Source organism: Frondihabitans australicus, assembly GCF_003634555.1.
In the GTDB taxonomy this organism is placed as follows: Bacteria; Actinomycetota; Actinomycetes; order Actinomycetales; family Microbacteriaceae; genus Frondihabitans; species Frondihabitans australicus.
Genome location: NZ_RBKS01000001.1, coordinates 827,243 through 847,767 on the forward strand (window position 1 = coordinate 827,243; position 20,525 = coordinate 847,767).

21 protein-coding genes and 1 pseudogene are annotated in these 20,525 nt (G+C 66.8%); 21 read left to right on the forward strand and 1 reads right to left on the reverse strand.

Translation table 11 applies throughout. The features are described 5' to 3' along the window. Position 1 precedes the first annotated feature (1 nt). From C8E83_RS03805 to trmD, 8 genes are all read left to right on the forward strand, one after another. Positions 2-1,183, forward strand: a complete 1,182-nt coding sequence (locus C8E83_RS03805) for an acyl-CoA dehydrogenase family protein (RefSeq protein ID WP_121368514.1) — start codon at positions 2-4, stop codon at positions 1,181-1,183. Between the two features lie 27 nt (positions 1,184-1,210). Further along, positions 1,211-2,041, forward strand: a complete 831-nt coding sequence (locus C8E83_RS03810; protein ID WP_121368515.1) for an SDR family oxidoreductase — start codon at positions 1,211-1,213, stop codon at positions 2,039-2,041. Next, a complete protein-coding gene (locus C8E83_RS03815; RefSeq protein WP_211331657.1) occupies positions 2,022-4,172 on the forward strand; it encodes an FAD-dependent oxidoreductase in 2,151 nt (716 codons plus the stop codon). Before C8E83_RS03810 ends, C8E83_RS03815 begins: the two co-directional genes overlap by 20 nt. A 358-nt stretch (positions 4,173-4,530) precedes the next feature. Next, positions 4,531-4,980 carry an ArsR/SmtB family transcription factor gene (locus C8E83_RS03820; protein WP_211331658.1) on the forward strand — a complete coding sequence of 150 codons (450 nt, stop codon included), beginning with the start codon at positions 4,531-4,533 and terminating at the stop codon, positions 4,978-4,980. A 138-nt stretch (positions 4,981-5,118) separates the two neighbouring features. Beyond that, positions 5,119-5,562: a 30S ribosomal protein S16 gene (rpsP, locus tag C8E83_RS03825; RefSeq protein WP_121368517.1), complete on the forward strand. Its 444-nt coding sequence runs from the start codon at positions 5,119-5,121 to the stop codon at positions 5,560-5,562. Between the two features lie 3 nt (positions 5,563-5,565). Continuing rightward, positions 5,566-5,802 (forward strand): RNA-binding protein, encoded by a 237-nt coding sequence (locus tag C8E83_RS03830; RefSeq protein ID WP_121368518.1) that lies wholly within the window; start codon positions 5,566-5,568, stop codon positions 5,800-5,802. Then, complete coding sequence (gene rimM / locus C8E83_RS03835) at positions 5,759-6,460, forward strand: ribosome maturation factor RimM (RefSeq protein WP_121368519.1); 702 nt, start codon at positions 5,759-5,761, stop codon at positions 6,458-6,460. The genes C8E83_RS03830 and rimM overlap by 44 nt, the downstream gene beginning before the upstream one ends. A 7-nt stretch (positions 6,461-6,467) precedes the next feature. Continuing rightward, the gene (gene trmD / locus C8E83_RS03840; RefSeq protein ID WP_121368520.1) at positions 6,468-7,214 is read left to right on the forward strand and encodes a tRNA (guanosine(37)-N1)-methyltransferase TrmD; all 747 of its coding nucleotides are present in this window, start codon (positions 6,468-6,470) and stop codon (positions 7,212-7,214) included. Positions 7,215-7,236: 22 nt separating this feature from the next. On the opposite strand, the gene map is transcribed toward trmD, so the two are convergent. Beyond that, entirely contained in the window at positions 7,237-8,007 is a 771-nt protein-coding gene (map, locus tag C8E83_RS03845; RefSeq protein ID WP_121368521.1) for a type I methionyl aminopeptidase, read from the reverse strand. A gap of 220 nt (positions 8,008-8,227) precedes the next feature. On the opposite strand from map, the gene rplS reads away from it, so the two are divergent. From rplS to C8E83_RS03905, 13 genes and pseudogenes are all read left to right on the forward strand, one after another. Next, complete coding sequence (gene rplS, locus C8E83_RS03850) at positions 8,228-8,578, forward strand: 50S ribosomal protein L19 (RefSeq protein WP_121368522.1); 351 nt, start codon at positions 8,228-8,230, stop codon at positions 8,576-8,578. A gap of 81 nt (positions 8,579-8,659) precedes the next feature. Next, positions 8,660-9,397, forward strand: a complete 738-nt coding sequence (gene lepB, locus C8E83_RS03855) for a signal peptidase I (RefSeq protein WP_121368523.1) — start codon at positions 8,660-8,662, stop codon at positions 9,395-9,397. Next, positions 9,397-10,032 carry a ribonuclease HII gene (locus tag C8E83_RS03860; protein ID WP_121368524.1) on the forward strand — a complete coding sequence of 212 codons (636 nt, stop codon included), beginning with the start codon at positions 9,397-9,399 and terminating at the stop codon, positions 10,030-10,032. Before lepB ends, C8E83_RS03860 begins: the two co-directional genes overlap by 1 nt. A gap of 17 nt (positions 10,033-10,049) precedes the next feature. Continuing rightward, complete coding sequence (locus C8E83_RS03865) at positions 10,050-10,373, forward strand: DUF2469 family protein (RefSeq protein WP_121368525.1); 324 nt, start codon at positions 10,050-10,052, stop codon at positions 10,371-10,373. Between the two features lie 130 nt (positions 10,374-10,503). Further along, positions 10,504-10,878, forward strand: coding sequence for a YraN family protein (locus C8E83_RS03870; protein ID WP_121368526.1), 375 nt, complete (start codon positions 10,504-10,506; stop codon positions 10,876-10,878). Next, positions 10,875-11,921, forward strand: a pseudogene (locus tag C8E83_RS03875) (YifB family Mg chelatase-like AAA ATPase); the annotation flags it as partial. The gene C8E83_RS03870 and the pseudogene C8E83_RS03875, both read left to right, overlap by 4 nt. 176 nt (positions 11,922-12,097) lie before the next feature. Continuing rightward, the gene (locus C8E83_RS03880) at positions 12,098-13,474 is read left to right on the forward strand and encodes a tyrosine-type recombinase/integrase (protein WP_170159836.1); all 1,377 of its coding nucleotides are present in this window, start codon (positions 12,098-12,100) and stop codon (positions 13,472-13,474) included. Between the two features lie 206 nt (positions 13,475-13,680). Continuing rightward, the gene (locus C8E83_RS03885; RefSeq protein ID WP_147430078.1) at positions 13,681-15,276 is read left to right on the forward strand and encodes a hypothetical protein; all 1,596 of its coding nucleotides are present in this window, start codon (positions 13,681-13,683) and stop codon (positions 15,274-15,276) included. Then, a complete protein-coding gene (locus C8E83_RS03890) occupies positions 15,273-17,351 on the forward strand; it encodes a hypothetical protein (protein ID WP_121368530.1) in 2,079 nt (692 codons plus the stop codon). Before C8E83_RS03885 ends, C8E83_RS03890 begins: the two co-directional genes overlap by 4 nt. A 6-nt stretch (positions 17,352-17,357) precedes the next feature. Next, complete coding sequence (locus tag C8E83_RS19140) at positions 17,358-17,771, forward strand: hypothetical protein (RefSeq protein ID WP_147430079.1); 414 nt, start codon at positions 17,358-17,360, stop codon at positions 17,769-17,771. A 146-nt stretch (positions 17,772-17,917) separates the two neighbouring features. Further along, positions 17,918-19,330, forward strand: coding sequence for a NucA/NucB deoxyribonuclease domain-containing protein (locus tag C8E83_RS03895; protein ID WP_121368531.1), 1,413 nt, complete (start codon positions 17,918-17,920; stop codon positions 19,328-19,330). Between the two features lie 11 nt (positions 19,331-19,341). Next, positions 19,342-19,932, forward strand: a complete 591-nt coding sequence (locus tag C8E83_RS19145; RefSeq protein ID WP_147430080.1) for a hypothetical protein — start codon at positions 19,342-19,344, stop codon at positions 19,930-19,932. Beyond that, a complete protein-coding gene (locus C8E83_RS03905; RefSeq protein WP_121368533.1) occupies positions 19,929-20,363 on the forward strand; it encodes a hypothetical protein in 435 nt (144 codons plus the stop codon). Before C8E83_RS19145 ends, C8E83_RS03905 begins: the two co-directional genes overlap by 4 nt. Positions 20,364-20,525: the final 162 nt, after the last annotated feature.

Genomic DNA, 20,525 nt, shown 5'->3' on the forward strand with positions numbered 1-20,525 from the left:
GATGACCACCACCGCCGCCGCGACGGCCGCCGATTTCGACGAGGCCGACTTCCAGGCGATCAAGGCCGACATCACCGCCTGGGTCGAGGGCCCGGGCGAGGCGTACGCCGACGAGATCGAGGCCACCGGGCAGGTGCCCGACCGGCTCCTGCCCGAGCTGCGCGACCGCGGATACCTCTCGCTCGCAGCCCCCGTCGAACTCGGCGGCCGAGGCATCCCGTTCTCGCGCTACCTCGAGCTGATGGAGATCGTGTCGCGCTCGCACGCATCCATCCGCATGCTCGTGCACGTCATCAACGGCACCTGGCGCGCCATGGTCCCCTTCGCCACCCCTGAGCAGCTGGAGGAGGTCGTCAAGCCCTCCATCGCGGGCACGAAGCTCGTCGCCTTCACGCTCACCGAAGCCACGGCCGGCACCGGGCAGGATCTCCGCACCACGGCCCGCCTCGAGGGCGACACCTGGTACCTCAACGGCGAGAAGCACCTCATCACCTTCGGCGTGAAGTGCGACTACTGGCTCATCGCCGCCCGGATCGAGGGGTCCACCGCTCCCGACGGCTTCGTCGCCTTCCTCATGCCGAACACCGGGCTTCCGGGCGCCGAGGTCATCGACGACAGCGACACGATGGGCGTGCGCGGCACGGACCACGCGATCCTGCGCTTCACCGAGACCCCGGTGCCGGCGTCGGCCCTCCTCGGCGAGGAGGGCGACGGCCTCAAGGTCGCCCTCGGCGGGTTCCTCCTGCCGAGCCGCGTCTCGGTCGCCATGAGCGCCGTCGGCCTCGCCGAGCGCGCCCAGCAGCTCGCCGTCGAGTACGCCAACCGTCGCGAGACCTTCGGCAAGAGGCTGTCGAGCCGCCAGGCGATCCAGTTCTACCTGGCCGAGAACTACGCCGACATCGCGGCCGCCCGAGCCCTCGTCATCGAGGCCGCGAAAGCCTACGAGGAGGACCGCGCCGACGCCGGTGTGCTCTCCAGCGCGTCGAAGATGGTCGCGGTCGACATGCTCGCCCGCGTCACCGACAAGGCCCTCCAGGTCCACGGCGGCCAGGGCTACTGGAAGCGCAACAAGATCGAGCGCGTGTACCGCGACGCTCGCGCGCAGCGCTTCGAGGAGGGCACGAACGAGATCCAGAAGCTCGTCGTCGGTCGTGCCGTGGTCTCCGGCGCCGTCTCCTACTGATCCACACCCTCGCAGAAAGGCCTCTCGTTGGCTGACTCCACCACCCGTCCTGTAGCCCTCATCACCGGTGCCTCGCGCGGCATCGGCAAGGTGCTCGCGCTGAAGCTCGCGAGCCGTGGCGTCGACGTCGTCGTGACCTACAAGAAGAACGCCGAGATGGCCGAGGGCACCCTCGCCGAGATCCGCGAGCTCGGAGCGGACGGCATCACGGCCCAGCTCGACGTCGAGCAGCCCGAGTCGATCGACGCGGTCTTCGCGACGGTCAAGGAGACCTACGGCAAGCTCGACATGTTCATCGCGTCCGCCGCTGCGTCGGCCTTCAAGCCGGTGTCGGAGCTGAAGCTCCACCACCTCGATCGCAACTACGCGACGAACATCCGCTCGTTCGTGCTCGGTGCCCAGGCCGCGGCGGCCATCATGCCGAACGGCGGCCGCATCGTCGCGATCACGAGCTACGGCTCGCTGCGAGCCTTCCCCACCTACGCGTCGCTCGGGGCGGCGAAGGCCGCCAACGAGGCCTACGTGAAGTTCATGGCGACCGAGTTCGGCCCGCGCGGAATCACGGTCAACGCCGTCAACGGCGGGCTCATCGACACCGACTCGCTCGACTACTTCTACAACTCCGTGCCGGGCATGGCGCCGATGGAGACCGTGCTCGAGAAGATCCCGCTGCAGCGCAAGGGCACCGCCGACGACGTCGCCGACGCCGTCGACTTCCTCCTGTCCGAGAAGGCGGGCTACATCACCGGCCAGACGCTGTCGGTCGACGGCGGCCTGACCGTGATCGCGCCGCCGTTCTGGGCCGACACGACGAGCCCCCTTCGTGACGCGGTGCTCGGTGGCTCCGACGCCTCCTGAGGTCTCGGATCCTGAGCCCTCGGGTCCTGAGCCCACTCTCTCGGGCTCGTCCGCGCTCGAGCTGACCCGACGGCCCTGGTCGCTGGGCTCGCTCCGGCTGTCGCACCGCGTGGTCGTGGGCAGCATGCACACCGGGCTCGAGGTGAAGGACGACGGCGGGGCGGCGCTCGCGCGCTTCTACCAGGAGCGCGTCGAGGGCGGCGCCGACCTCGTCATCACGGGTGGCCTCGCGGTCAACTCCGAGGGTCGCGGCGGCGAGGACTACGCCGTCCTCGGGCAGGAGGCCGACGACGCGCGATTCCGGCGGGCCGTCGCCGCAGTCCACGAGGCGGGTGGGGCCATCTCGGCCCAGCTGTTCCACGCGGGTCGATACGCCCTGACGGCCGGGCTCACGAAGCCCGACGGCTCACCCGAGCGGTCGGTCGCGCCCTCGCCGGTCCCGTGGCGAGCGGCCCGCGGCGTCGTACCGGTCGAGCTCACCGACGAGGGCGTCCGCAGAACCATCGGCGACTTCGCCTCCGCGGCCGCGAGGGCGCAGGAGCTCGGGTTCGACGCCGTCGAGGTCATGGCGTCCGAGGGCTACCTCGTCAACCAGTTCTGCTCGCCGATCACGAACCAGCGCGACGACGAGTGGGGTGGCGACGCTGCTCGCCGCCGCCGCTTCCCGCTCGAGGTGCTTCGCGCGGTGCGTGCCGCGGTGGGGCCGGCCTTCCCCGTGAGCTTCCGTGTCTCCGGTGACGACCTGATGCCGGGCTCCTCGACGCCCGACGAGGTCGACGCGCTCGTGACAGCCCTGGTCGAGGCCGGTGTCGACGGCATCAGCGTCGGCGTCGGCTGGCACGAGTCGACCGTGCCCACCGTGCAGGCGGCCGTGCCGCACGGCGTCTGGGTGCCGATCGCCGAGCGCCTCGCTGGGGTCGTGCGGGCGACCACCCGCCCGGAGGTCGCTGTCATCGCGAGCAACCGGCTGACCGACCTGCGCGATGTGGAGGACATCCTGTCGCGCGGCACCGTCGACGCCGTGGCCCTGGCGCGTCCGTTCCTCGCCGACCCGGCGATCGTCGCCAAGAGCACCTCGGGCCGGTTCGATCTCGTCACCACCTGCATCGGCTGCAATCAGGCGTGCATCGACCGCTCGATCTTCGGAAAGCCCGTCTCGTGCCTCGTGAACCCGCGGGCCGCGCGCGAGCTGGAGTTCCCGCTCGTGCCGAGCCGCCGGATCCTGCGGACCGCCGTCGTCGGCGCCGGCCCCGCGGGCCTCTCGGCCGCCCTTGACCTCGCCCGCCGCGGCAACGACGTCACGGTCTTCGAGGCTCGCGAGAACCTCGGCGGCCAGTTCGATCTGGCCGCGTCGATCCCGGGCAAGGAGGACTACGCCGGCCCCGTCCGGTCGATCAGCGCCGAGCTCGAGCTGCTCGGCGCCTCGATCGTCACCGGCACGAGGGTGGGGGCGCAGGAGCTCGCCGCATACGACCACGTGGTGGTGGCCACCGGCGTCTCTCCGCGTGTCCTCGACCTGCCCGGGATCGACCTCCCGCACGTGCTGAGCTACGAGCAGGCCCTGCGAGGGGGCGTGCCCGACGGGACCGTCGCCATCATCGGAGCGGGCGGCATCGGAGTCGACACGGCGGCGTTCCTCGTCGAGTCCGGCCACGAGGCGACGCGCGCCTCGCAGTTCGTGGCGTCTGTCGGTCTGCCGTCGTCCGCGACGGACGCGTCGTCGGCTCCGCAGCGGCGCGATGCCACGAGGCCGCATCCCGTGCGCCCCGGTTCGCAGGTCACGCTCGTCAGCCGGTCGGGCAAGTTCGGCAGCGGCCTCGGCGTGACGTCGAGGTGGGTGGCGGTCGGTCGGCTCCGCGAGGCCGGCGTGAACTTCGTCGGGGGCGTCTCGTACCGGTCGATCCGGCCCGGCTTCCTGGACGTCGCGGACGAGTCGGGCGACCTCGTGTCGCTGCCCGCCGACGTGGTCGTCGTCTGCGCCGGGCAGGAGCCCGTGGCCGGCCTGGCCGCATCGCTGGCGGCCGCCGGGATTCCCCACACCGTGGTCGGGGGTGCCCTGGACGCGCGTGCCGTCGACGCGGTCCGCGCCACGACGGAGGGTCTCGAGGCGTCGCGTCGCGTCGCCCCCTGACCCTCGCTCCTCCGCCCGCCGCCCCCGTGCGGCCCAGTCTTTCGCCGATCGCCTTCCCTCGGGACGGAGTAGTCAGTGCGGGTGAGTTACAGGTTCGCCTGAATTCAGGCGAACCTGAAATTGGGGTTCAGGTCGAGAGTGAGGCCAACTTCAGGAATTCCTGAATTCAGGCGAATCTGTACAACGCTCGAGACGAACTCTTCTCCGGTGCTCCGGCCTGACGACCAGGCCTTCACAGGCGCTCAGCGAGGGTGCTTCGGACCTGGGTGCTGTGGAAAGCGGGAATCGCCGGTGGCGCGGCCTGGACAATCGCAGCATGAGTCCAGACCGAGCACCATCGGGAGACGCGTGGGACGCAATGGGTCACCCGGCCCGCCGATTCATCATCCGCGAGCTCGCTCAGCGCGAGAGCCTGTCGCGCGAGATCGCGGAAGCCGTGCAGCACGTGTTCGGGCTGGGCTGGCCGGCAGTGACGAGACATCTCAAGATCCTCAACGCGGCCGGATTCGTCCGCGTGCGCCGCGTCTGGAACGAACGGCTTTACCGGTTGGACGATCAAGCGCTCGATCGACTGGAGGACGACGTCCGAGAACTCGGCCGATTGTGGAGAAAGCGAACCGGCGGCGGATATCACGGTCTGTACGACGAAACTGACGACAGCTGGGGCCGTCCGCGACAACCGCGCAGGCCGGTCGACGCCGCCGAGGCGTTCGACCGACTTCTGCGCGACGAAGGCATCGATCCGGCGACCGGGAAGTTGGTCCGAGACGCACCGGGGGAGGGATTGGCCGAAACGGCGGGGGTCTGACAGAATGGGGGGTCGAGTCTGCGCGCGCCCGACCCTCTAATCAGGCGCGACGCACGACCCCATCAGAGCTTTCGAGCCGAGTGTGCCCCCACGCTCACGGCTGGCAACTCGCACCGCAACCATGCACACAGGAGAACCGTGGCAGTCAAGATCCGTCTGAAGCGACTCGGTAAGATTCGCGCGCCCTACTACCGCATCGTCGTCGCCGACTCGCGCACCAAGCGCGACGGCCGCGTGATCGAGGAGATCGGCAAGTACCACCCCACCGAAGAGCCCTCGCTCATCGAGGTCGACTCCGAGCGCGCCCAGTACTGGCTCGGCGTGGGCGCACAGCCCACCGAGCAGGTCACCGCGCTGCTCAAGCTCACCGGCGACTGGGGCACCTTCAAGGGTGAGAAGGACGCCAAGAGCACCGTCAAGACCAAGGCCGAGAAGGTCGCCTTCGTCGCCGACGAGAAGAAGAAGCCGGTCCTCAAGCCGAAGACCGAAAAGGCCGCCGAGCCGGCTCCGGCCGCCGAGGCGCCCGCTGCTTCCGAGGCTCCCGCGAGCGACGAGGCCGCCGCCGAGTCGACCGAGGCGTAGTCAGTGCTCGCACCTGCACTCGAACACCTCGTCCGGGGGATCGTCGATCACCCGGACGAGGTGCAGGTGGTCTCGAAGACCTCCCCGCGCGGCGACGTGCTCGAGGTCCGCGTGAACCCCGAAGACCTCGGCCGCGTCATCGGACGCGCCGGGCGCACGGCCAAGGCGCTCCGCACCCTCGTCACGGCTCTGGCCGATGGCAAGCGCGTGCGCGTCGACGTCGTCGACACCGATTTCTGATTCGGTGACCGACGCACCAGTCCCCGGCGGCGACGACGAGCGGACCCGCCTCCGGGTCGGCCGCCTCACCAAGGCGCACGGTCTCAAGGGCGCTCTCAAGCTCGAGCTCTACACCGACGCCCCCGAGAAGCGCTTCGTGCCCGGCGCCGTCTTCGCCCTTCAGGTGCCGCGCGACTCCGCGTGGCACGGCAAGACCGTCGAGCTCGCAGAGCTCCGCTGGTACAACTCGCACCCCGTCGGCTTCTTCAAGGGAATCGACGACCGCACCGCCGCCGAGACGCTCGTCAAGGCCATCCTGTGGATCGAGCACGACGGCGTCGAGGTGAGCGATGAGCCCGACGCCTGGTTCGACCACCAGCTCGTCGGCCTCCGCGTCCTCCGCGACGGCGCCCAGGTCGGCACCATCGCGCGCGTCGACCACCTGCCCGCACAGGACCTCCTGGCGATCGACACCGACAGCGGCGAGGTCCTCGTCCCGTTCGTGAGCGCGATCGTGCCGAGCGTCGACCTCGCCGCAGGCACCGTGACAGTCACCCCGCCGGTCGGCCTCTTCGAGCCGAACCCCGACGACGACGCCGTGCCGAGCGGCGACGCCGCCGCGACGAGCAGCATCGGCGACGACGACGCGAGCGACGACTCCGCACCGTCGGCCGAATGACCTCGCGATGCGCATCGACATCGTCAGCATCTTCCCCGAGTTCTTCGGCGTGCTCGACGTCTCCCTCCTCGGCAAGGCCCGGCAGCAGGGCCTCCTCGACGTTCGCGTCCACGATCTCCGCGACCACACCCACGACCGCCATCGCACCGTCGACGACACCCCGTACGGCGGCGGCGCCGGCATGGTGATGAAGCCCGGGCCGTGGGGCGAGGCCCTCGACGACCTGCTCGGCGAGAGCGAGACCGAAAGCGACGGCGCAGCGCAGGAGCCGGCTCCTCGCGTGGTCATCATCGTCCCGTCGCCCGCCGGCCGCCCCTTCACGCAGAAAGAGGCCCGCGCCCTGGCGCTCGAAGACCGCCTGGTCTTCACGTGCGGACGCTACGAGGGAATCGACCAGCGCGTCATCGACCACGCCGCGACGCGGCCCGGTGTCGAGGTGCGCGAGATCAGCCTCGGCGACTATGTCCTGAACGGCGGCGAGGTCGCCGCGATGGCCATGATCGAGGCGATCGGCCGCCTCGTCCCCGGCGTGGTCGGGAACCCCGAGAGCCTCGACCAGGAGAGCCACGAGGGCGACGGGCTGCTCGAGTACCCGAGCTACACGAAGCCGGCCGAGTGGCGTGGGCTGGCGGTGCCCCCGATCCTGCTCAGCGGAAACCACGGTGCGATCGACGCGTGGCGCCACGAGCAGCAGCTCGAGCGGACCCGTCGCGTCCGGCCCGACCTGCTGCCCGACGCCGACGCGGCCGAGTAGCGCGCGTCGGCCGGGGCGCGCGTCAGTCGCGAGCGGTCAAGACCAGCGGCCCGTCTTCGGTGATCGCCACCGTGTGCTCGGCGTGCGCCGTGCGCGAGCCGTCCTTGCTGCGCAGGGTCCAGCCGTCGGCGTCGGTGTAGATCTCGTCGGTCGTCGCCATCAGCCACGGCTCGATCGCGATGACGAGGCCGGGCTTCAGCGGGAAGCCGCGGCCCGGGCGCCCGTCGTTGGCGATGTGCGGGTCGCCGTGCATCTCGGTGCCGACGCCGTGGCCGCCGAACTGCAGGTTCACGCCGTAGCCCGCCCGGTGCGCGACGGTGCCGATCGCCGACGAGATGTCGCCGACCCGGTTGCCGGCCTGCGCTGCGGCGATGCCGGCCGCGAGCGCCTCCTCGACGGTGGCGATGAGCTTCGCGTCGCCGGGGGTCTCGTCGCCGCCCACGACGAAGCTGACGGCGCTGTCCGACACCCAGCCGTCGACCGAAGCGGCGAAGTCGAGCGTCAGCAGGTCGCCCCGCTGCAGGCGGTAGTCGTGCGGGAGTCCGTGCAGAACGGCGTCGTTGACCGACGTGCAGATCACCTTGCCGAACGGGCTCGCGCCGAACGAGGGGTGGTAGTCGATGTAGCAGCTCTCGGCCCCGCGGGCGTTGATCATGCGGTGCGCGAGGGCGTCGATCTCCAGCAGGTTCACGCCCGGCTCGGCTGCTGCGCGGGTGGCGTCGAGCACGGAGGCGACGAATCGACCGGCAGGTCGCATCGCCTCGATCTCGGAGGGCGTTCGGAGGTCGATCATGCTCCCATTCAACACGGTCGCAGGCTCGTCTTCGAAGGCGTGGCAGGAGCCCGCGAGAGTGTGGCACAATAGACGCTTGTGCCCGCGCACGACTCTGCCACAGGGGAGTCCGCATCTCACGGGTACGGTGTCGATCGCGAGGCGAAGTCTCGCGCGGCCCACTTCCTTTGACAATTCACACCCGCGTTCGACCTGTGGCGGTCGCAGAGAGCGAATCATCATGAGCCACATCCTCGACAGCCTGGATGCAGCGTCGCTTCGCAGCGATGTCCCCGACTTCCGCGCCGGCGACACCGTCCGCGTCCACGTGAACATCATCGAAGGCACGCGCTCGCGTGTCCAGGTGTTCCAGGGCATCGTCATCGGCCGCCAGGGCGACGGCGTCCGCGAGACCTTCACGGTCCGCAAGGTCAGCTTCCAGGTCGGCGTGGAGCGCACGTTCCCCGTGCACTCGCCGGTCATCGACCACATCGAGGTCGTCACCCGCGGTGACGTCCGCCGCGCCAAGCTCTACTACCTGCGCGAGCTCCGCGGCAAGAAGGCGAAGATCAAGGAGAAGCGCGAGAACTGATCTCGCCGCACCTTCGCACGATCCTGAGCCCCCCGCCCGTACACTCGGGCGGGGGGCTTTTCGCATGACACGGAAGAATCGATGACTGAGACGGGTACGACGCACTCGCGCGAGGAGCGTCGGGGCGGCGGATGGAGATTCCTCCGCGACATCCTCATCATCGTCCTCGCCGCTCTGCTGGTCTCGTTCCTCATCAAGACCTTCCTCGTGCGCTCGTTCTACATCCCGTCGGTGTCGATGCAGAACACCCTGCAGGTCAACGACCGGATCCTCGTCAACGAGCTGGTGCCGCGAATCGAGTCGATCCACCGAGGCGACGTCATCGTCTTCACCGACCCGGGCGGCTGGCTGTCGAACAGCGAGACGCAGACCTCGACGACGTCGTCGAACCCGGTCGTGCACGCCGTCCAGGACGCCCTCACCGCCGTCGGCCTCGGCACGGCCGACTCCGACAACCACCTCGTCAAGCGCGTGATCGGACTGCCGGGCGACAAGGTTGCCTGCTGCAACGCCTTCGGCCAGATGACGGTCAACGGCGTGCCGCTCGACGAGCCCTACACGAAGCTCCCGCCGGGCGTCACGCGCGAGTCCCAGAACGACTTCTCGGTGACGGTGCCGAAGGGCGAGCTCTGGGTCGAGGGCGACAACCGGTATTCCTCGGCCGACAGCCGGTACCAGCGCGACACCCCGACGAAGGGCTTCGTGCCGGAGGCGGACGTCGTCGGGCGGGCGTTCGTCATCACCTGGCCGTCGAGCCGGTGGAGCTGGCTCTCCTCGTACCCCGATGTCTTCCAGGGCACCGGCAAGGGGGCGTCGTGATGGCCGTCGTCGACCCGACGATGGACTTCGAGCGCGAGCTCCACGACTCCGGCGCCGGCTGGGTCGTCGGCTGCGACGAGGTCGGGCGCGGCGCGATCGCCGGGCCCGTGGCCGTGGGCATGAGCGCCGTCCTGGCCGGGTTCTCGCCGCTGCCCGCGGGGCTGCGCGACAGCAAGATGCTCAGCGAGAAGAAGCGCGAAGAGCTGTACCCGCAGGCGCTCGAGTGGTGCTCGGTGTCGGCCGTGGGGCTCGCCGGGCCCGAGGAGGTCGACGAGATCGGCATCATCGCGGCTCTCGGGCTCGCGGGGAGGCGAGCGCTGGTGAGCCTGCACGAGGCGGGTGTCGAGATCCTGCGCTCGGTCGTGGTCCTCGACGGCAACCACGACTACCTGACCCCGGCTCTGACCAGCGCGCCGACGGTCGTCACCCGCATCAAGGCCGACCGCGACTGCGGCTCGGTGGCGGCCGCCTCGGTGATCGCCAAGGTGCACCGCGACCGGCTCATGATCGCCCACCACGACGACCACCCGGGCTACGGCTGGGCGGCGAACAAGGGCTACGGGTCGACGACCCACTACGAGGCGCTGCACGAGCTCGGCCCGTCGCCCCTGCACCGGCTCACCTGGCTGCACTGACGTAAGATGAGCGTCCGATGGACGACGACGATTTCGAAGACTACGACCGCGAGGTCGAACTGGCTCTCTACCGCGAGTACCGCGACGTGGTGTCGCAGTTCCGGTACGTCATCGAGACCGAGCGGCGCTTCTACCTGGCGAACGAGGTCGAGCTCGTGCGGCGCGACACCGAGCACGACTTCTACTTCGAGCTGACGATGAGCGACGTCTGGGTGTGGGACGTCTACCGCTCCGACCGCTTCGTCAAATCCGTCCGCGTGCTCACCTTCAAAGACGTCAACGTCGAAGAGCTCACAGCCCGCGACCTCGAGCTGCCGAAAGAGCTGGCGCTCGACGAGTAGGGCCCTGCCCGCTCCCTGACCCTTCCACCCCTCCTCCACAGGGGCGCAGGATCGGCAGCCCTCTCCACAGATTCCCTCTCACCCCGTTCCCGGCTCCTCCCTTCGGCGATCCTCGACCCGGGAGGTCGAGATGACGAAGTCGACGAGAAGCAGAGAGCTGGGCATCCGCGGCGAGCAGGAGGCAGCTGAGCACCTGGAGAGGTCGGGGTTCCGGATCCTGGCCCGCAACTGGCGGTGCGCCGAAGGGGAGATCGACATCGTGGCGCACGAGGCCGCCACTGGCGACGTCGTGATCGTCGAGGTGAAGACCCGGCGCGGGCACGGAGCCGGCCATCCGTTCGAGGCGGTGAGTCGCGAGAAGCTCTCACGGCTGCGGACTCTGGCGACCGCCTGGTCGCTGGCGCACCCCGGCGTGGGGTGCCGGCGGCGGATCGACGTGGTCGGCGTGACGGCGTGGCCCGACGACAGCCTGACGGTCCAGCACCTCGTGGCGGTCGACCTGTGAGCGTCGCACGCACCCGGGCGGTGTCGCTGCTCGGGCTGACCGGCGCCCTGGTCGAGATCGAAGCCGACATGAGCGACGGCCTGCCCGGGTTCCTACTCATCGGCCTTCCCGACGCGTCGCTGGGTGAGGCGCGCGATCGCGTCCGGGCGGCCGCGTCGAACTCCGGCTGCCCCCTGCCGCCGCGCAAGCTCACCGTGAACCTGTCGCCGGCGTCGCTGCCGAAGCACGGCTCGTCGTTCGACCTCGGGATCGCCGTCGCGGCCCTCGCAGCCGCCGACCTCGTCGACCGCGAGTCCATCGAGCGCGTGGTGCACCTCGGCGAGCTCGGACTCGACGGTCGCCTCCGGCCGGTCAACGGGATCCTGCCCGCGGTTCTCGGGGCGGCGCGCGCCGGCGCGGCGACGATCATGGTGCCCTCTGCCAACGCCGATGAGGCCTCGCTCGTGCCGGACGTACGGATCGTCGCGGTGCCGAGCCTCCGCGACGCCGCCATCTGGCACGGCGGCGACTTCGCTCCCGAGCCGGTCGAGGCGATCGCGCGAGAGACCCCTGCGCAGAGCGAGTCTCCCACGCTCGAGCTGGGCGACGTGATCGGCAACCCGGCGGCCGTCGACGCGCTCATCGTGGCGGCGTCCGGCGGGCACCACCTGCTCATGGTGGGCCCGCCGGGTGCGGGCAAGAGCATGCTCGCGGCGCGCCTTCCCGGGATCCTGCCGGATCTCGACGTCGCCTCGTCGCTCGAGGTGTCGTCGCTGAGATCCCTCAGCGGGCGGGGTGTCGCGGGTGCGCTCGAGGTGCGGCCGCCGTTCGAGAGCCCGCATCACTCGTGCAGCGCGGCCGCCCTCGTGGGAGGCGGCAGCTCGGTGATCCGACCGGGTGCGGCGTCGCTGGCGTCGCGCGGCGTGCTCTTCCTCGACGAGGCTCCCGAGTTCGCCGTCTCGGTGCTCGACTGTCTGCGTCAGCCGCTCGAGTCAGGGGAGGTCACGATCCATCGGTCGCGGGCCGTCGCTCGATTCCCCGCGCGGTTCCAGCTCGTGGTCGCTTAGATAGCGTCTGACGCGTCAGTGCTACAGTCGGGGCCATGGATGGCGCATTGGATCAGGCTCGGGCAGAAGCGCCTGCGCCATCGTCATGGCGAGTTTGGAGTACGTCGCGCGGTTATCGGAGAGGCGCTGACCCCGCCTCGTGGATCGCGGAGCGCGAGTGGCTAGATTCGCAGATGCTCGAAGAGGGTTCTCCCTTCATCCTGTCTCCCGATGGCGGATTTGATGTCGATGTAAATCGCTACCTGTCACGGGCCGTGATGCTGTCGCGTTCCATAAACACGAGGAAGGCGTACGCCGATGATTTGGCGCGTTTTCTCACGTTTCTCGGCTTAGGTCGGCCTGGCAGTCGTGAACCGATCGACTGGCGCGAGGCAACGGTCGAAGACCGTCGTCGTTTCAACTTCTGGCGGAATCGGAGTCCGGAAGGCCCTCACGTCTCAGCGAGAACGTGGAACCGCGAGGTCACGGCGGTATTTCAGTTCTACGAGTGGGCGGTCAACGAGGATCTTGTCACCGAGTCTCCCTTTGAGACCAAGAAGACGTGGAGGAGCCACCGTGCGGGCGGCGGTTGGGTCCGCGTTCCGACGGAGACTCGAGCGGATGACGATGCGTCGTTCGCGACTTGGCTGACAGCATCGGAGTACCGGCAGTGGCGCGACATCGGGATCCGTGGATTCACGGCACGGGGTCTGCCGGATACGGCTTTCCGGGGGCCGCAGGCTGGCCGCAACGTGGCGTTCGTTGATCTGATGGTGAGTTCCGGGATGAGGCTGACGGAGCAGGCAGTCCTGTTGAAATCGGACGTCCCGAGTCGTTCCGGGGGCAACTCGCATGAACGATTGCGCCTCTCCGCTCGGACGACAAAGGGCAGCAAACGGCGGCATGTGTACGTTCCTCATTCCGTACTTGGCGAGATTGAGGCGTACTGCGAGTTCGAACGCGCTCAGGTCGTCGAAGACGCGCAAATGCGTGGCGACTACGGGTCGTTGGAAGACTGGTTTCTGCAGTCGTCGCCGACGGTAGCGACCGTTGTCGGTCCCAGCGGAGAGAAACGAAAACTGGCGACTCTCACGGCTCGCGAGCGAATGCGGGTTCTCGTCAGAACCGAGGCGGGCTTAGAGCCGGCCGCCCTGTGGCTTTCGGAGCGAGGTTTGCCACTTCGACCGCCGAGCTGGCAAACGATATTCCGAGGGGCCAATGAGCGCAACGTGAAGGCCGGCACCGGCATTACCTGTCATCCTCACGCGCTCCGCCACACGTACGCAATGGCCACGCTGGAGAAGCTCCAGCGAGGCCAGAACGATGTTCTCGCCGACAAGTCCGAGCGGCAGCGAATGCACTACGCCCAGGTGTTCGGAGATCCCATCAACTGGTTGCGACTTCGCCTCGGTCACCGATCTGTCACGACAACCCACCTCTACCTCCGGCTTCTGGGTGACCTCGAGATGGAGACACGGCTTCGTCTCCTGGGTGATGACCAGGAATGGTCGCTTCCTGTCGACGACGGAAATCAGATCACCGACCACTCGATGGCGAGGACTCAACTGTGACCCGACGCGCACGTCCCACCGGCAACGGAGTTTCCTCGGTCCAGCCTCTTCACGGCGATGGCTACGTCGATCCGTTGACGGTCATGGATGACGGGACAGTCCGAATCGCATTCTCCGGGCTTGATGGCCGGACAGCGACGCTCTCCACTGCGTCTTGGCCGATGCGCCAGCTACATGAAGCAATCGGGCGTCAATTCGCTCAGATCGTGACCGTCAGCGGCACACGTAATACGCTCGCGTCGGCAAAGAGTCTCTGGAGCGACTGCAGGAAAGTCGTCCGCTACCTCTCGGAGGAAGCCCCCGACCTTCCGGGCCTCGGGGCTCTGCGCGTCGAACACGCGCGTGAGTTCTGGGCGGATCTCACACGGAAGAACTCGGCTAGTGCAGCGGCCATCATCGGCAATGTCAACGTCGTCCTCGGCAGCGACGACTCGCTTGACAGCGGATTTCTCGTCGAGCTCGGTCGTCCGCGACGCCAGAATCGTTCGGCAAACCGTGACGGACTCGGCAAGGACCTCAGCGACGCGGAGTTCGAACGAGTCAAGGCCGCCGCGCGCAGCCAGGTCGTCGACATTCGGCAGCGCGTGCGAAAGGGGCACCGCTTGATTGAGGCCTACCGGAACGACCCCGAGGCGGTTCCCGCCCACGAGAGACGTTTGGCCGCACTTCTGACAGAGTTTGCCGACACAGGGTTCATGCCGGTCCTCGCGCCCTTGGGGCCCGACTACCAGTACAACAAGGGCCGGATGAAGTTCGCCGCCCACATCTCCCTCGTCGAGGCAGACATGATGCCGCTGTTGGCACTCTTCTGCTGCCTCTCCGGGCGCAACTCGGAAATTGTGAAAGAACTCCCTTTCCGCCACGAGATTCGCGACGGCGTCGCACTGAGCTGCAAAGTGGTGAAACGTCGCTCGGGCAAGCACAGTTGGAACGAAACCGCAGTCTGGGAGATTGGCCGAGAGAGTCGACAGCTTCACGAGCCCGGGGGATTCTTCCTGCTCATCCAAGAACTCACGTCGATGGCCCGGCCCCACGTGGACCAAGACCGACTATTCCTGACCTGGGTGAACCCCTACGGAAAATACCGCGACGGATTCCGGTTCGCGTGGTCTCAGGGCCTGGACCAGATCAAGATGCTCTGGGCGCATTGGGCCCGAGAGCAAAACCTCGTCAACGACGACGGTGGAGAACTCGTCTTTGACCTGAACGCTGTCCGCACGGCATTCATTCGTCAGCGATCACGCGCCCTCGGAGGGCACGCCCCCTCGTCAACGTTCCAAAACAGCCTCGAGGTCCTCTTCGACAACTACCTCCGAGGAGATCCCGAAACCATCCAATGGGCCAGGAATCTGGTCGCCGACACGTACCGCGACGTCGAGGTCATGATCCGCGCTCAGCACGCGAAGACATTCCAGGCCACGGGTGGCCGCATCCCGTCCCTCGACGACGACACCTCAGAGGGTGCCCCGGATCCGGCACTGCGCGCCTACAACTCCTGCGCCGATCTCCTTCTCGGACCGGTCAACCCAGGGGAGCCCTGCCGGGCAAGTGTCCTGACCTGTTTCAGGTGCCCCAATGCGCTTGTCGGCGAACGTCACCTCCCCGCACTGGTTCATCTCGAACGTGACCTCCGGGAACGCTCCGAAACGATGCCCATTCACGATTGGTGGGCGCTGTTCGGACAGGCGTGGATGGCCCTCACCGAAGACGTCCTCACGCGGTTCACCGACGCGCAACTCAACGCGGCCGAGGAGGCGGCTGATGACTTCCCGCCGCTCGAATGGCTGGAGGACGCCGCATGAGTCACGTAGGCCTCGCCGCATCCGCAGCAGCCCACGAGCCGACGCCTTCCGTATTCGGCCGACGGACAATCCGCCTCGATGACGCCCGCGGGACCCTTCCGACCTTCGCCGATGACGCGTGGGATCTCTCCGCCATCCAACTCGCCGAGAACCTTCGCAAGCTGACCTTGAACTTCGCGGCCCTGCCACCGTTCTACAAACTCGTCACGAAGAACCTTTTCCGCACCCTGATCACACTTGAAGGCTCGGACGGTGAGGCTGCCATGGCCGCAGCCACAATCCACACCAAACTCTCCAACATCAAAGCGTTCCTGGAATGGCTCAGCGCCGACGGTGAGCCCGCCCTGTCGGCTGTGACGATGAGAGACCTGGAGCGATTCACCGACTTCGCGGTCTCCACCTGGAAATCCGTCAAAACGAAGCCCTTCGACGTCGTCGACGCCGTCAGGCTCTTTTACCTGTTCCGCCAGGAACTCGACGGCGACGGTCTCATGGTCGACCCCGGCCAGACCGAGTGGCGCCGATCCACTCCCTATCCACGATCCAGCGCCGACAACACCACGCTGCGCATCCCGGAAGGCGTTCTCCGGCCCCTTCTCGAATGGTCACTGCATTGGGTCGACCACTATGCACCCGACATCTTCCGCGCCCGCGACGAATACTTCGAACTCCGAAGCCGAGGCCGAGTAAGAGCAACTCGACAGCGTTTCGGAGACCCGGGTGTCCCTGCCATCGGTGAACTCGCCAAAGCCCGCCTCCGTGACGTCTTAGACCGCTACGTCAAAGAAGGACGGCCTTTGCCTAGCCGGCATCTATCAGGGGACGACCGTCGGGTCAACGTGCTCGCGCTGGCGCGAGAAGCGCACGCCAACGACATCTACATCGGCACCCATGGACGCGAACTTATCGATACCGCTGCGTCCATTGTCGGCATCGATGACGACACCTACCTGCGAACGGAGACATCAGCGCTGGGGGACCGGCCAGCTCTCCCTCGTTTCAACACGACGAACTTCCTCAACGAACTTTCAAACCTGCAAGCCGCCTGTTACGTCCTCATCGCGTTCTTCTCGGGCATGCGCGATGACGAAATCAAGAGCTTGCAACGCGGGTGCCTCCGTGAAGTGCACGATTCGACCGGCGCGATTACGCGCTTCCACGTCAAAGGCATCGCCTACAAGAACGAGCCCCCGGGTGGCACCGAGGCGATGTGGGTTGTCGGGGAGTACGCCGCTCGATCCATTCGTGTTCTCGAGCAGCTACACCCGGAGACGCAGGCTGCACTATTTGCGGCGCCAGCGCACGGGCAGAGCGCGCAGAAGCGATCCAGACAAGCTGTCCCGTACTCGAAAACAAACCTCGACCTTGCGCGGCTCGTGGCCGTCATCAACGGTCTCATGGATACCGCAGGGGTCGGCGAGTCGCTCCACCATGAAGGCAGCCCTTGGTCACTGGCTACGAAACAGTTCCGACGGACTCTTGCTTGGTTCATTGCTCGAAGGCCCGGTGGTTCCATCGCCGGCGCAATCCAGTTCCGCCACCAAACAGTGCAGATGTTCGAAGGGTATCTCGGCACGGACACGGCGGGATTCCGCGTCGAGGTCGAGGGCGAAGAGACCCTGCTGCGCGGCGAGTACCTGATCAACGTTGCCCAACAGGGAGCGGGCCACTTCCGAGGCCCGTCCGCAGCCATAGCGGATACGCGTGCAGCAAACTTCGCGTCCCGAATCGGTTTTCCCGGAAACGTCGCGGAAGGCACCCGCCAGTTCGACATCGCCGTCAAGCGCGCTCAACCTGACGTCTTCCACGGACCGCACGTGACCTGCGTGTTCAATCGCCCCAAGGCGGCGTGCCTCAACGGCGACACGAAGGCCGTCAGGCCAGTCTTCGCTCGCTGCCGTCCATTCGCCTGCGCCAACGTCGCGCTCGACGACGAGAACGTGCAGTTCTGGCAGGACGAGTATGTGGGAGTGCAGCGTCTCCTCGCAGTCTCTGCCACACTCGCACCATTTGTCGTCGATCAGATGACGACATACCTTCAGAACATCGCTGAACTGCTGGGAATTGAAGGCTAGACGAGCATGGCTACTCCCAAGGACCTCAACCGGGCCGATGTCGAACGGCTCCTCGCCGCCTACCTCGAAGAAGCGGAAGCGGACGGCGGCGAGCCAACCGTCGCCGAGTTCGCTCGTCGCCTCGACGTCAAACGACCCGCGTTCATCTACGCCTTCCCCGATCTCGTCGCACGCATCGTCTCACCACCATCACGACCGACGCTTGAACCTTCAGTCCGGGAAGCTCTCGAAACTAAGCTCCAACGCGAGCGCGGCAGGCGACGTGCGGCCGAACGTGGCCTCGAGCTCTACGCCGCCCAAATCCGCCGGCTCACCCTCACGAACGCAGAGCTCGAACGGCAGCGCGCGGCTCTCGAGGCAGACCTGGCCTCGCGAGAGGGCATCGCCGACCTTCGGAGCCGGCGACCCCGTAATCCATAAGTTCGGGTCGCGTCGGCAGTCGAGGACTGGTCACTGGTCTATGAGCCTGCGAATCGAGACTCCGAGGCACCCCTAAACGGGGGTAGGACGATTCGTTGCCATCTTTCGGGGTCGTCGTTAGATTTCTCTCACGATCACTTGGGGGAATGACAGTGAAAATCAAAGTATTTGTCGTGTCGGTCGTTGCTATCACGTCGATTGCCGTGGGGATGGGGTCGGCGGCGTCGGCGGCGCCATCGGCCAGCACCACGTCCGCATCAACGCCGGTCGCTGCGTCGACAGGGCAGGCAGTGACGGCCGAACAAGCAGCGGAACTGGCTAAGAACGGAGTCGCGACCGGGGTGGCTCCTAGCGTCCCGGGCTCGGCACCGAAGATGAACGCCATGAAGTCGAAGACGTGTTCTGCGCCTTCGTCCGCGGGCACATACGAGTGCCTCGAGCCGGCCACCGTGGCGAACGTTGGAAAAGCGGAGATGGCCAAGCTGCAGAAAGCGGCGGCGGGCATCGAGACGAAGCCTTCTAACTCGGCGAAGGCGCCACAGCAGTCTGCCGCGGCCGTCGATGCCGACGGGACCCCGCTCTATCCCGTCGACTCATGTCAGAAGGCTCAGCCTGAAGGCGAAGTAGTCCAGACCAGATTCGAGGCTTGCCAACTCGACGACTGGGTTGCCGATATCTATCAAACGGATGACGACGGCAGTCAGGAACTCATCGGTTGGGTCGACGGTATCGACGCGATTTACTCGCAGATGGTCGACGGCTCGACGAACTGGGCATCCGGTGTGGACCTGGAAGTACTCGACACGGTTGGGGCGGGCGCTTCGGCAGTGTTGACGGCCGAGCCCGTGTGCGCAGGTGATGCCTGCAACGTGCTCGAAATTGACGCAATCAACATGGACCCGGTGACAGCCGAGGACGAACAAATCGGGTCGGCCTACTACGACTGGACACCCGTCAAGGGTGGCACCGGCCTGGGCGAAGTGGCTTGGACCGTTACCGTCGAGACGCCCGGTGCAGTGCCCGGTACAGCGGAGTTTAGGAACGTGCCGACGCGCTGCGACAAGGCTCTGCCGAACAGCAACAGCGTCGGTTGCGTCGACCCCGACACAACCGAATACATCCTGTTCGACACCACGGTTCTGCCATCATTCACGCACCACCTGGCCGAAGCACTCGGATCGGGTCTGCCTGGAGCCGACTACGGCAGCAACCCTTCGCCCCTGCACAGGCTCGTGAACGCCACGCTCCGCAACAAGAACCGCTCGACAGCCTGCCCGGCATCCTTCCCTCGACCTTCGGGTGAGAGTTGCGACGAATACCCATTCGCCTCGACCAAGGAGGGCGCCTTCACCGGCAACGGCGCCGGCGCCCGTACGTTCGATGGTTGCGACATCACCCTGCCGAATCCTTCGTCGACCGGGCCGACCGGTTGTAGCGTCTGCATGATTGATGCGACTCAGAACTCCAAGGCCGGTTCGGATCTTCAGGTGCAGCTCTACCGCCCGTACCGGATGCTCGACGGCGACACGTTCAACGTCGACTACACGGTCATCAACTAGGAGATGAGCCATTGACCAGCGGAGTCATCAACGTCGACGACCACCTCTTCTACCTGAGTAGCCGGGCAATGTACGACTTCGGGGCGGCACGGCAGAGCAGGATCGACGGACTCGTAAGCGATTTCGACGGAACGTTGGCTGTCATGGCCGGCATAGCCGCTGGACCTGTCCGCATTCATGCCTCTCTCGTGGACGAAGCGCCTCAAGATCTCGACACGACACCTGACACAGGTTCGGGTCGACTCATCACAGCGGGACCGCTCTACTTCTACGGGCCCGACGGCGACACATTCAGCCCGCCAGAATTCGCTGCCGTCGAACGCAGCGCGTACGGAGTCCAAATACAGGCCGAGGGGCGGGACGTTGCCTGGGACCTCGTCGTGACCGAACCTGTCGAGGACTACAACGTCATCGTCTGGCCCCTCCGCCCAAGCGAACGGTTCGCACTCCTCAAGCAAGCGCACAAACAAGCACTGGCCAGAACAACGCCAGGAGTCTTCGTCGGCGAAGAAGCGCGCAGAAGGCAACGCGAGGCACGCGCGCGGCAAGAGCAAAAACGGAACGGCGGTGACGTCGGTCCGGGGGAAGCCGCACATCGGTGAGTCCAAGGCTTGAGCAGGTTCAGTACGTCGCGTCGATAGACATCTCGTCTCTGCACGTCATCGGCGCGCAAGCCGCGAGCGAGATTAGGTCGAACGACACGGATGGAGACCTGATCATGTCGCTTCCCGATGGCCTGCTCGTGACAACGGCAGCCGAGGACGGCGACGTACCGGTCACGGCCGAGCGTTGGGACAGTGAGCCGCCCACCGATGAGTCCTGGGAGGAATCGTCGGAGATAACTATCGAGACGCACTCCGAGGATGGGAATCTGTGGGTCGGTGGATATGACTACACCAATCCGGAAGAACCCATTCTGACGGGCGGGAATGACGGGCGATTCGTTCTGCGGGTGTATGCCTCTGGCCGGCAGATCCCGTGGGTCGGACCGATCACCGAGAGCTACCTCGTGCAGGTCTGGCCTTCGGAATAGCCGGATCTCGCAATGGCTCTGTGCGATTCGTTCGTCTATCTCAAGGTGCCTTTGGCTGCGTCTCTAGGTGCCCGAAGTTCCTGACCTAGTCAGCCCGGTCGGGAGTACCGACCTTTCCCATTGGCTCTGCTCAGCTCCCCTCGGGCGCTTCTGGTTCTGACT